Here is an 11,387-nt window from a genome sequence, read left to right on the forward strand (position 1 = left end):
GGGGCCGCCGGGGCCGTCGCCCGGTACGTCCGCCGCGTCGCCCTGGGGGCCAGGAGCGCCCGGGATGTCCGCCCCGGCAGGGCCTGTTCCGTCCGGGGCGTCCATGGCCCCCGCCGCCTCCGCTTCGGCCTGGGCAACGGCGCGCAGCCTGCGGGCCCTGCGGCCCTCGCCCGCCACCGGCTCGGCCGGTACCGGGAGTTCCTCGTCGGGCAGGTCGTCGTCGATCCGCACCCGGCGGCCGGGCAGGGCGAGCACCAGCAGGACGATGGCGAGCAGCACCTGGACCCAGACCCAGAGGGTGTGGGTGAGGGGTTCGTCGTAGCTGACGTCGAGCTTGCCGCCCTGGGTGGGGAGTTCGAAGCCCTGGGCCCAGCCGTCGACGGTCGTCCTGGTGAGCGCGTGGCCGTCCAGGGTGGCCTGCCAGCCCGGGTCGGCGGAGTCCGCGAGCCGCAGGACACGGCCGGACTTGCCGGCCGGGACGGTGGTGTGGATGTCCACCGGGCCCGCGGCGACGGACTGGCCCTCATCGGTGGCGGCGTCCGAGGACGTACCGGAGACGATGGTGGCCCGCGCGACCTGCCGGTCGACGCGCCACAGCTCGCTGCCGTCCAGCTGGCTGAGCCGGCTCAGCCCCGGGGTGGCGTCGAGCACCCGGCTCATCTCGCGTGGCGCTCCGTCCCTGACCAGCAGATAGCGGATGGCGTATCCGCTGAGCTGGCTGGACTGGTCGGCGCCGGAGCCGGCGACCAGACGGGACACGATCTTGTCGAGCCGGGGGCTGCTGCCGCCCGCGCGGGCCAGCTCGGCGTCGCCGAGTCTGCCGCCCGAGCCGCGCACCAGCGTGTACGAGACCTCGCCGGGAGATGTCCCGCCGAGGATCAGGGTGCGGGCCTGGTCGCGGGTGCCGCTCTCCTCGGCGACGAACGCCGGGACCTGCACCGGGTCCCGCCGCTCCAGCGGCCCGTCGGCGCCGCTGACCATCCAGCTGAAGGCGGCGATCACCGGTGCGAGCAGCGCGGCGATCGCGATCAGCCCGGCGACGGGCTGGCGCCAGCCGAAGCTCTGGGTGGCCACGCGCCCGCGTGCGCCCTCCGCGCCGAGCACGGCGGCGGCCAGCAGCGCGATCCCGTAGACGAGCGTCGTGGGGCCGGCCCATCCTGACCTGTTGGCCAGGACCGAGAAGACGAGGCCGAGCAGGGCCACCGCCCAGGCGCCGCGGATGGCGAACTGCCGCTCCCCGCGCAGCAGGGCGGCCAGCGCGGCGAGCACCACGCCGATGAGCAGTACCCCGCCGGCGGTCTCCGGGCCTCCGGGGCTCATGCCCAGCAGGTCGAGCGCGGAGGCCGAGCCCTTGCCGAACTCCATACCGGCCTCGCGGAAGAAGCCCGATGGTTGGGTGAGCAGCGAGAGCGACCAGGGCGCCAGCAGCACGAGGGGCGTCCCGGCGAGCGCGAGGAAGCGCAGCCCGTACGCGGTGATCTCGTCACGGTGCAGCGCCAGTACCGCGATCCCGATGACCACGGCGAGCGGCCACACGACGGGCGTGAAGGCCATCGTGAGGGTGAGCAGGAAGGCATAGGCCCAGACCGCCCGCCAGCTTCCGCGCTCCCCGCGCACGCCGGAGGCTGCGACGGCGCAGCGGGCGATCAGCGGCAGCAGGACGGCGAGTACGGCCGTACCGACCCGCCCTCCGGCCAGCGCGCCGGTCACGGCGGGCAGGAAGGCGTACGCGATGCTTCCCCAGGCCCGCAGCTGCCGGGAGCCGGTGAGCGGCCGGGAGGCGAAGTACGCGGTGAGACCGGCCAGCGGGACCGAGCAGACCAGCAGCAGGGTGAGCGCGAGCCCGGTGTGGCCCAGCAGAACGGTGGAGAAGACGGCGAGGACGCCGAGGTACGGCGGGGCGGTCTGGGTGCCGCCGGTGCCGAGGGGGTGCCATACGTCGGCGTAGCGGTTCCACAGCTCCGATACGTGATCGGGCGCGGGGAGCAGGCCGCCGCCCGCGAGGGCGCCTCCGCCCAGCAGCGCCCGGCAGGCGATGAGCGACACCAGCAGGAGTACGGCGAACAGCACCGGGGCCGGCTTGCGGGCTATCCGCTTCAGCCGGGCGAACTGCTCGATCTCCAGGAAGTCGGCGTCGTCGCCGCCCGGACCGGATTCGACGGCGCCGTGCCGTGAACCGGCCTCTACGTCGGAGCTACCGCCGAAATGGCCCACCACCTGCTCGGCGGTGGCCTTGACGGTGGCTCCCGGCGGGGGGAAGAGGGGCCGCAGCTCGCCCGCTTCGACCGTGCCCGCCCCTCTGGCGCGCCGGGCGGCGAGGATCCGCTCGGGGCGCAGCAGGGTGCCGACGAGCCCGGCGACCTCGTCGAGTGCCTGTCCCGGCGCCTTGCCGACCAGGTACGCGATCACGCGCAGCAGCGTGCCGAAGACCAGCCGCAGCAGGACGTACGGCACTCCGCGGCCGCGGGTGTTGACGAGCAGGGTGTAGACGGCGCCGGCCTTGTCGACGCGGTGCGGGCTGGCGACGGAGCGGCCCACGCAGTCGATGGGCCGGCGCTCGCGGGCCGATGCCTCGGCGTGCCGCAGTACGGCGTCGGGTGCGACGACGACGCTGTGGCCCGCGGCATGTGCACGCCAGCACAGGTCGACGTCGTCGCGCATCAGGGGCAGCCTGCGGTCGAAGCCGCCCAGCTCCTCCCAGACGTCCCGCCTGATGAGCATGCCGGCGGTCGAGACGGACAGCACCGAGCGGACCTGGTCGTGCTGGCCCTGGTCCTGTTCACGGCGGTCGAGTCCGGTCCAGCGGCGTCCGCTGTTGGCGATCGAGACGCCGACTTCGAGCAGTTGCTTACGGTCGTACCAGCCGCGCAGTTTGGGTCCGACGATGACGGCGTGCGGGTCGTTGTCGACCACGCGCAGCAGCTCGGTGAGCGCGTCGGGGTCGGGGGCGCAGTCGTCGTGGAGCAGCCAGAGCCACTGCACCGGTTCGCCGTGCGGCAGTTCGGGCATGTCATAGGCGTCGTCGCGCCAGCTGCGGCTCACCGGGTCCCAGCCGCTCGGCCGCTTCAGGTACGGCAGTTCCTCGGGGGTGAGGACTCCGGCGGTGCGGGCCGCCTCGTCGACGGCTGCGCCGAAGCCGGTGCGGCGTGCGAGGTGCAACACCCGCTCGCCGCCGAGCGCTTCGGTGACCAGGCTCGCGGAGGCGTCGGCGCTGCCGGTGTCGGCCGCGACGACGTTCTGTACGGGCCGTTCCTGGCCGAGCAGCCCGGCGAGCGCGTCGGGCAGCCAGCGGGCGCCGTCGTGGGTGACGAGGACGGCGGTGACGACATGCTGCGGGAATTCGGGTGGGTGCGCGGGAGCGAACGCAGGCGTTGCGGCCTCGTAAGGGGCCGTCGATTGGCTGTGCACGGACATCGAGGTACGGGCCCCTCCGGCCGGAGTCCGGGTGGCGTGGCCCCCCGGAAGGCTGGTGTGCGGATGCGGTGGACGCACGCGCCCCGTGGGGGCGTTGGTGCATCGCGGACGGGGCCCCACACTAACGGCTGACTCGGACAGCGGTCCGCCGCCCGCCCCAGGGGGACGGACGGCGGACCGGGTGGTGTGCATGGACTTGTCCCGGTTCCCGGCCGGACGGCCGGAGCACGCGGCCGGTGAGGACCGCCGGCGCGGGTGGCCGGACGGCGGCCGGGCGGCGGCCGGGCCGTGCTAGACGGCGGCCTTTTTCAGCCGCCGGCGCTCCCGCTCGGACAGACCGCCCCAGATGCCGAACCGCTCGTCGTTGGCAAGGGCGTACTCAAGACATTCGGAGCGGACCTCGCAGGCGAGGCAGACCTTCTTGGCCTCGCGGGTGGAACCGCCCTTCTCGGGGAAGAAGGACTCGGGGTCGGTCTGGGCGCACAGCGCGCGCTCCTGCCAGCCGAATTCTTCGTCCGCGTCCTCGACCAGCAGTTGCTGGAACAGCTCGGTCATGTGCGCCCCTTGTCCGTCTTTGCGTCCCCGTGTTGCTGTCGCTACCGATTTCGGCCGAACGACACGAGTGAAATTACAAGTGTGTGGATCCGAGCCAGTCAAGCCGAGATCTGCTATTGGGCCCCTTATTCACTCTGCGGAACCAAGGCTATGCGGAAAGTGTTCAAATCACTAAAAACCTGACACATGCCACTGGCCCATACCTGCGCCTTCCCGGCCCGGGAGAGCTGACGCCCTCACAGACTGAGACTCCACTGAGGCCGGTCCCGTTCTCGCCGCACCCGTCGAAGCGATCAAGATCACAGTCCGGTCACGGGATTTCTGCGACGTTTGCGATCCCTGCGATGTTTACGGCGGGGCCTGCTGCGCCACATCTCCGCGACGGCGGGCGAACAAACCTCTCTCCGGACGGAGTAACCGGATGAGGTGAAACATTACGCCCAAATCGGTCATCAGGTTGACAAGGGGCACGAGAGCCGTTCTTCTAGTTCCCATGCCAGCGACCGCAGCGTTCTCCGCGACCCACACCGGTGGGTTCCGCAGCGCTGTCCAGGTGTGCTGTTGCTGTTCCTGCTGTTGATGCCATCGAGCTCCAGCGTCTTCCCGCAGCCCTGACTGCACCTTTCTTGCGACACCCCAGCACTTCACTGCCGAGGAACCCCCGCACCATGAACAGCGACAGCGACCTCCAGATCGCAGGCGACATCCTCGCCGTCCAGCACCTGCTCAAGCCCGCCCGCGAGCACCCGGCCACGGTGGCCGAGTTCGCCGGGCTGGCCCGCGCCATCGCCGCGGACCGCGGCCAGTGGGCGCATCTCGTCGAGTACGACGCGGTGTCCCGCTGGTACCACCGGCTGCGCACCGTTCCCCAAGCCCCGGGTCCCGCCCTGACAGGGCAGCCACAGCCCCCGGCCGGCTACGAGATCTGGCTGCTCAGCTGGGTCCCCGGGCAGGGCAGCGGGCCGCACGGCCACGGGCGTTCGTCCGGTGTCATGACCGTCCTCGACGGCAGGCTGACCGAGCGTACGGAGCGCGGCGGGCGCGTACTGGAGGCGGGCGCCCAGCGGGTGTTCGCGCCGGGGTACTCCCACGAGGTCGTCAATGACTCACTGGAACCGGCCGTGAGCCTGCACGTCTACTACCCGGGCCTGACCGAGATGCCGATGCACAGCCCCCAGTGCGCGATCCCGGCCGTACAAGACCCCGTTCCCGCCTGACAGGAACCAGGCTTCGCCTGACAGACTGTTCGCATGCGCATTGTGGTTCTGGCCGGCGGCATCGGTGGTGCCCGATTCCTGCGTGGCCTCAAGAAGGCCGCGCCTGACGCGGACATCACTGTCATCGGCAACACCGGTGACGACATCCATCTGTTCGGGCTGAAGGTCTGCCCCGACCTCGACACGGTGATGTACACCCTCGGCGGTGGCATCAACGAGGAGCAGGGCTGGGGACGTACCGACGAGTCCTTCACCGTCAAGGAGGAACTCGCCGCGTACGGCGTGGGACCCGAGTGGTTCGGGCTCGGCGACCGTGACTTCGCCACGCACATCGTGCGGACCCAGATGCTCGGCGCGGGCTATCCGCTGAGCGCCGTCACCGAGGCGCTCTGCGAGCGGTGGCAGCCGGGGGTGCGGCTCATCCCGATGTCCGACGACCGCATCGAGACACATGTCGCCGTCGACCTCGACGGCGAGCGCAAGGCCATTCACTTCCAGGAGTACTGGGTGCGGCTGCGCGCGTCCGTCGACGCCGCGGCCGTCGTGCCGGTGGGCGCCGACCGGGCGAAGCCCGCCCCGGGCGTGCTCGAAGCCATCGCCGCCGCCGACATCGTCATCTTCCCGCCGTCCAACCCGGTGGTCTCGGTCGGCACCATCCTCGCCGTGCCCGGCATCCGGGAGGCCATCGCCGACGCCGGTGTGCCCGTCGTCGGGCTCTCCCCCATCGTCGGGGACGCGCCCGTGCGCGGGATGGCCGACAAGGTCCTCGCCGCGGTCGGCGTCGAGTCGACAGCGGCCGCGGTCGCCGAGCACTACGGTTCCGGGCTGCTGGACGGCTGGCTGGTCGACACCGTCGACGCCGCGTCCGTGACCGGGATCGAGGAAGCGGGGATCCGCTGCCGGGCCGTGCCGCTGATGATGACGGATCTGGACGCGACCACGGCGATGGCCCGTGAGGCGCTCACCCTGGCCGAAGAGGTCAGGGCGTGACGTCCTTCACCGTCCGGGCCGTGCCAGGGCTGCCCGAAGTCGGCGAGGGCGACGACCTGGCCAAGCTGATCGCGACCGCAGCGCCCGACCTGGCGGACGGCGATGTCGTCCTCGTCACCTCCAAGATCGTCTCCAAGGCCGAGGGCCGGATCGTGCAGGCCGTCGACCGCGAGGCGGCGATCGACGCCGAGACGGTACGGGTGGTGGCGCGGCGCGGCACGCTCCGTATCGTCGAGAACCGGCAGGGCCTGGTGATGGCCGCCGCCGGGGTCGACGCCTCCAACACCCCTGCGGGGACCGTCCTGTTGCTCCCCGAGGACTCCGACAGGTCGGCGCGGGCGATCCGCGAGGGTCTGCGGGACGCGCTGGGCGTGGAGGTCGGCGTGATCGTCACGGACACCTTCGGGCGGCCGTGGCGCAACGGCCTCACCGATGTGGCGATCGGGGCCGCCGGGGTGCGAGTGCTCGACGATCTGCGCGGCGGCACGGACGCGTACGGCAACCCGCTGAGCGCCACGGTCGTCGCCACCGCCGACGAACTGGCCGCCGCGGGCGACCTGGTGAAGGGCAAGGCGGCGGGCCTGCCGGTCGCGGTGGTCCGCGGTCTGCCGCAGCTCGTGGTGGACCCGGCCGCCGACGGTGGCGATGCCCGTGACGCCGACGGCGCCTCCGGGGGCGCGCGTGCCATGGTGCGCGTCGCCGCCGACGACATGTTCCGGCTCGGTACGTCCGAGGCGGTACGGGAAGCGGTCACCCAGCGGCGTACGGTCCGCGACTTCACCGACGAGCCGGTGGACCCGGGCGCGGTGCGCCGCGCGGTCGCCGCGGCGCTCACCGCGCCGGCCCCGCACCACACGGTGCCGTGGCGTTTCGTCCTCCTGGAGTCGGCTGCGGCGCGCACCGGGCTGCTGGACGCGATGCGGGACGCGTGGATCGCGGATCTGCGGCGCGACGGCAAGTCGGACGAGTCCATCGCCAAGCGGGTGCGCCGCGGTGAAGTGCTGCGCCGGGCACCGTACTTGGCGGTGCCCTGCATGGTGCTCGACGGGTCGCACACGTACGGGGACGACCGGCGGGACGCGGCGGAGCGCGAGATGTTCACCGTCGCGGCCGGTGCGGGCGTACAGAACTTCCTGGTGGCGCTCGCGGGTGAGCGGCTGGGGTCGGCGTGGGTGTCCTCGACGATGTTCTGCCGGGACGTGGTGCGGGAGGTGCTGGGGCTGCCCGCCGGCTGGGAGCCGATGGGGGCTGTGGCGGTCGGTCATCCGGCCTCCGCGGCGGCCCCTCGGCCCGGGCGGACTGTGGAGGAGTTCATCACGGTGCGGTGAGGGGGCGAGTGCGTGTGGCTGCGCCGCTTTTCGGGGCTCCGCCCCGGACACCCCGCTCCTCGATCGCCGGAGGGGCTTGAAGGCGGCCTCGGTCTCCCCGGACGGCGCTGGAGGTACCCCCGGAGGGGCTTGGAAGATGGTCTCGGTCTCCCGGTCGGCGCTGGGAGGTGGCTCGTGGCCCCGATGGCGCTGGAAAGCGGCCTCGAACGCCGGCCGGGCCTCGGCGGCTTCGAGGTGGACGTGTCACAGCCGGGCGATGTCCGTACGTGGCATCTTCGGGGTGCGGCGCTGCGGGACCCGGCCCGTCAGCAGAATCAGCCGGACCGCGCGGTGGCGCTGGCCCGCGTACGGCTCCAGGAGTTCCAGCATTCCGTCGTCGTCGACGCCCCGGCGGCCGGTCAGCGCGTAGCCGACGATGCCCGGCAGGTGCAGGTCGCCGACCGTGACCGCGTCCGGGGCCCCGATGGCGCGCTGGAGCGTCTCCGCCGAGGTCCAGGGGCCGATGCCGGGGATCAGTTCCAGGCGGCGGGCCGCGTCGGCGGGAGCCATCCCGGCCGCCTCCTCCAGGCGGCGGGCCACCCGTACCGCGCGCAGGATCGTGGACGCGCGCTTGTTGTCGACGCCCGCGCGGTGCCACTCCCAGGACGGGATGAGCGACCAGCCGCGCGGATCGGGCATCACATACATGTGCTCGGGGGCCGGACCTGGCGCAGGTGTGCCGGACGCGCGGAGCAGCCGCCGCCAGGCGCGGTACGCCTCGTCCGCCGTCACCTTCTGCTCCAGGACCGACGGGATCAGCGACTCAAGGACCAGACCGGTACGGCAGAGCCTGAGCTGCGGGCGGCGGCGGTGCGCGTCGGCGACCACCCGGTGGCGCGGTACGAAATCCGACGGGTCGTCCAGCTCGCCCAGCAGCCCGGGAAGCCCCGCGAGCAGCCAGTCGGCGCCGGGGCCCCACGCCTCCGCGCCGTCCGCGGCGATCCGGAGCGTGCCGGGCCCGTCCGGCGTCCGGCTGGCCCGCCACACCGCGCCGTCGGACGTCGTCCGGTACGTGGGGTCCCAGGGGCCACGGCGGAGCACCCCGAGGACCAGACCGAGGTCGACGGGGCCGTACTGACCCGGGACCCGGGCGGTGAAACGTCCTGCCACTCCGTAGAGGCTACTGGCCGGAGCTACTGGTCGGACGAGAAGCGCACGGAACCGTCCGGCAGCACGGCACCGCACCAGATCCTTATCCCGGCGCGCAGCTCGTTGTCCGCGCCCACCTGTGCGCCGTCGCCGATCACCGCGCCGGTCAGTACCGAGCGGGCCCCGATCCTGGCCCCGGCCCCGATCAGCGAGTCGGTGACCACCGCGCCCGGCTCGACGACCGCGTGGTCGAGGACGGTGCTGCCGTCGATCCTGGCGCCCTCGCCGACGACCGCGCCCGCACCGATCACGGTGCCGCCGGTCACCTTGGCGCCGGGGGCCACGGTGGCACTGTCCAGGATCAGCCGGTCGCCGCAGCGGCCCGGCACCGCGGGCGACGGGGCGTGGCCGAGTACGAGGTCGGCGGAGCCGCGTACGAACGCCTGCGGGGTGCCCAGGTCGAGCCAGTAGGTGGAGTCGACCATGCCCTGGAGGTGGGCGCCCGAGCCGAGCAGGCCGGGGAAGGTCTCCCGCTCGACCGATACGGGGCGCCCGGCCGGGATGGTGTCGATGACCGAGCGCGTGAAGACGTACGCCCCGGCGTTGATCTGGTCGGTGACGATCTCCTCGGGCGTCTGCGGCTTCTCCAGGAAGGCGGTCACCCGGCCGGTGCCGTCGGTGGGGACGAGGCCGAACGCGCGCGGGTCGTCCACCCGCGTCAGATGCAGGGAGACATCCGCGCCCGAGGTCTCGTGGGTGGTGACGAGGGCCTCGATGTCCAGTCCGGTGAGGATGTCGCCGTTGAAGATGAGGACCGGTTCATCCGGCCCCGAGCGCAGGCGTTCCGCGACGTTGCGGATGGCGCCGCCGGTGCCCAGGGGTTCCTCCTCGGTGACGTACTCCAGGTGCAGGCCCAGGGCGGAACCGTCGCCGAAGTACGGCTCGAAGACCTCAGCCAGGTACGAGGTGGCGAGCACGATGTGGTCGACCCCGGCGGCCCGCGCGCGGACGAGCTGATGGGTGAGGAACGGGACTCCCGCAGCCGGGACCATCGGTTTGGGTGTGTTGACCGTGAGCGGCCGTAGCCGCGTGCCCTTGCCGCCGACCAGGAGAATCGCTTCTGTCACCTTGACGTCTCTGCTTCCTGCTGGGGCGGGCCTTCAGGGGTCATCGGGCTATGGGTGTTCCGATGACCCCTTTAACGGGCTGGCCAGTGTATGCAGACGGTGCGGTACGGGGTGCGGGCAGGCCGGACGGGCCGTACGGACGGCAGGGGTCAGCGGCCCTGGTAGCGGGCGGCCGCGCTGCGGATCGCGCCGAGCTTGTCGTAGAGCTTCGCTCCCGGGCACTCGGTGGCGAATCCGTCGCGGTGTCCGGAGATCACGTTCAGCTTCGCCTCTGTGCCCTTCTCGTAGCGGTTGCCGCCGTCGGACACCAGGGTGGTCTTCCCCGCCGGGTCGGCGCCGGTCAGGCCGAGCTTCCACGCGGTGAAACGGGAGAGCGCGGTGACGGCGGGGGCGGGCGGCTCGGCCGATGTGAAGGTGCCGAGGACGGCGACTCCGGTGCTGTCGGTGTTGAACCCGAGGGTGTGGGCGCCCATCACGGGCTTGGTGACGCCGCCCGCGCGGCCCTCGTAGATGGTGCCGCACTTGTCGATGACGAAGTTGTAGCCGATGTCGCGCCAGCCGAGGCTCTTCACGTGGTAGCGGTAGATGCCGCGCAGCAGTGAGGGGGCCTCCGCGCAGGTGTAGTTGTTGCCCGTCGCGGTGTGGTGGACGAAGGCGACCTTCACGGTGTCCGTGTAGAGGAAGGCCGACTCGCGGACGCTCTCGTCGGCGCCCCAGCCCTTGCGGGTGACGATGCGCGGCCGGGGCGCGACGTACGGGCCGGCCTTGGCTCCCGACTGCTCCAGCTCGGCCACCGTGGCTTCCTTGCTGAGGGCGGGCAGCTCGGTGGGTGCGGCCTGAGCGGCGGACTCGGAACCGGGGGTACTCGCGTCGGCGGCGGTGGGGTCGGCCGAGGTGGGGTGGGCCGAGGTGGGGTCGGCGGCCGCGGGATCAGCCGCGGTCGGGTCGGCCGCCGTCGGATCAGCCGCCGTCGGGTCAGCCGGCTGCGGGTCGGCCGCCGTGGGATCAGCCGCCGTCGGGTCAGCCGCAGTCGGATCAGCCGCCGTCGAGTCAGCCGGCTGCGGGTCGGCCACCGTGGGATCGGCCGCCGTCGGGTCAGCTGCCGTCGGATCAGCCGCCGTGGGATCAGCCGCCGTCGGGTCAGTCGGCTGCGGGTCAGTCGGCTGCGGGTCCGGGCCCGGGTCGACCAGGTCCAGGCGCAGCCCCTTCGGGAGCGCGGGGGCCGCTGCGCGGGTGGATCCGGCGGGCGCCTTCGTACGGACGCGGACCTGGACCGCGTCCGAGTCGCCCACCCAGAGCGGGGCGGTGGACCCGCGCACCGCCGATGACTCGGCCTCCGCCGTACCGGGGTCGGGCGCGTGGTCGTCGTTGCGGGTCTCGACCGACTGCCAGCCGGTCCAGGCCGTCGAGCCCACCCGCCGGGTCCGCACCTGGACGGTGCCGTCGAGGTGGGCCTTCTTGTCGTTCCAGACCACGCCGACCAGTGAGAACGGCTTGACCTTCTGCCGGGACAGCCCGGCAGTGGCCGCATGGTCCGTGGAGCGGTCGGCGGACACCGCGTCGAGCCGCAGCGACTGGGTGGAGCCGGGGACCGGCGCGGCCGGCGAGCCGGCCCGGGGCGCGGCCGC

The 11,387-nt window shown here is 72.7% G+C and carries 8 protein-coding genes; 3 read left to right on the forward strand and 5 right to left on the reverse strand.

The genetic code is table 11. The features are described 5' to 3' along the window. Together G3I19_RS29515 and G3I19_RS29520 are read right to left on the reverse strand one after the other, a co-directional pair. Positions 1–3,414 (reverse strand): glycosyltransferase (locus G3I19_RS29515; RefSeq protein ID WP_164266779.1); only part of this gene is annotated, 3,414 nt, incomplete at its 3' end. 291 nt (positions 3,415–3,705) lie between these two features. Next, positions 3,706–3,969, reverse strand: coding sequence for a WhiB family transcriptional regulator (locus G3I19_RS29520; protein WP_164266780.1), 264 nt, complete (start codon positions 3,967–3,969; stop codon positions 3,706–3,708). 668 nt (positions 3,970–4,637) lie between these two features. Between G3I19_RS29520 and G3I19_RS29530 the strand changes: the two genes are divergently transcribed. From G3I19_RS29530 to G3I19_RS29540, 3 genes are read left to right on the forward strand one after another with little or no spacing between them, the layout of a single operon-like run. Continuing rightward, the gene (locus tag G3I19_RS29530; RefSeq protein ID WP_164266782.1) at positions 4,638–5,186 is read left to right on the forward strand and encodes a cysteine dioxygenase family protein; all 549 of its coding nucleotides are present in this window, start codon (positions 4,638–4,640) and stop codon (positions 5,184–5,186) included. Positions 5,187–5,219: 33 nt separating this feature from the next. Next, a complete protein-coding gene (gene cofD / locus G3I19_RS29535; RefSeq protein ID WP_164266783.1) occupies positions 5,220–6,176 on the forward strand; it encodes a 2-phospho-L-lactate transferase in 957 nt (318 codons plus the stop codon). Next, a complete protein-coding gene (locus G3I19_RS29540; protein ID WP_164266784.1) occupies positions 6,173–7,504 on the forward strand; it encodes a coenzyme F420-0:L-glutamate ligase in 1,332 nt (443 codons plus the stop codon). The genes cofD and G3I19_RS29540 overlap by 4 nt, the downstream gene beginning before the upstream one ends. 243 nt (positions 7,505–7,747) lie before the next feature. On the opposite strand, the gene G3I19_RS29545 is transcribed toward G3I19_RS29540, so the two are convergent. From G3I19_RS29545 to G3I19_RS29555, 3 genes are all read right to left on the reverse strand, one after another. Beyond that, the gene (locus G3I19_RS29545; protein ID WP_164266785.1) at positions 7,748–8,653 is read right to left on the reverse strand and encodes a DNA-3-methyladenine glycosylase 2 family protein; all 906 of its coding nucleotides are present in this window, start codon (positions 8,651–8,653) and stop codon (positions 7,748–7,750) included. A 23-nt stretch (positions 8,654–8,676) separates the two neighbouring features. Next, positions 8,677–9,759: an NDP-sugar synthase gene (locus tag G3I19_RS29550; protein WP_164266786.1), complete on the reverse strand. Its 1,083-nt coding sequence runs from the start codon at positions 9,757–9,759 to the stop codon at positions 8,677–8,679. Positions 9,760–9,908: 149 nt separating this feature from the next. Continuing rightward, positions 9,909–11,387, reverse strand: a 1,479-nt coding sequence (locus tag G3I19_RS29555) for a peptidoglycan recognition protein (protein WP_239074915.1), incomplete at its 5' end; no start/stop codon positions are given.

This window comes from Streptomyces sp. SID10853 (genome assembly GCF_010548145.1).
GTDB lineage: Bacteria > Actinomycetota > Actinomycetes > Streptomycetales > Streptomycetaceae > Streptomyces.